1 protein-coding gene is annotated in these 606 nt (G+C 38.4%); it reads left to right on the top strand.

Going from position 1 to position 606, the window contains the following annotated elements:
* Positions 1-560 (top strand): M949_RS01915 family surface polysaccharide biosynthesis protein (locus tag M3090_RS15570; RefSeq protein WP_249057781.1); only part of this gene is annotated, 560 nt, incomplete at its 5' end.
* Positions 561-606: the final 46 nt, after the last annotated feature.

A 606-nucleotide genomic window follows, 5' to 3' on the forward strand; every position in this document is an offset into this window, starting at 1 on the left:
CTAAGGAAATCAGTTATAAAGGGGAATTTTTAAGTTGTACGGTATGGACGGATAAGTTAGGAGAAAATTATCTAATAACCAGTCAATCTCCCGTACACCAAGAGGAATTGCCGGAAGGTACACCCATATCATCCAAAGAACTGTATGCACGGCATTACATAAAAGAAGAAAAGCACTTTTCTGTTTTGTGGCAACTTTATGATTTCCTGAAAGATGGTTATTGCGGAATGTTCACGGTTGATTATTTGTGTAAACCGTATGTTAATGATTTTGACCGTGACGGAATCTGTGAAACATGGCTTGTATATCAATTAGGGTGTCGCTCCGATTTTTCGAGGCCTCTCCTCACTATGAAAATCATTATGCACAGCGGCAATAAGAAGTATGCCATTCGTGGAGAAAGAGATATGCTGTTTCCACAATCTTATGGCATATCTTCTAAATTGGGCAAATTCCAAATGGATGATAATTACAGGACATTGCCGGAGAGCGTCCGGAATTTCGGAATAGTATTATGGCATAAGTTTCAAGTGGAAGATTTGGAATACTTAATGGAATAGAAAATGTAAAATCCAGTGATAACAAGGTCGAGCTAACAGCTAAACG

The organism is Bacteroides sp. ET71, from assembly GCF_023336905.1.
GTDB lineage: Bacteria > Bacteroidota > Bacteroidia > Bacteroidales > Bacteroidaceae > Bacteroides.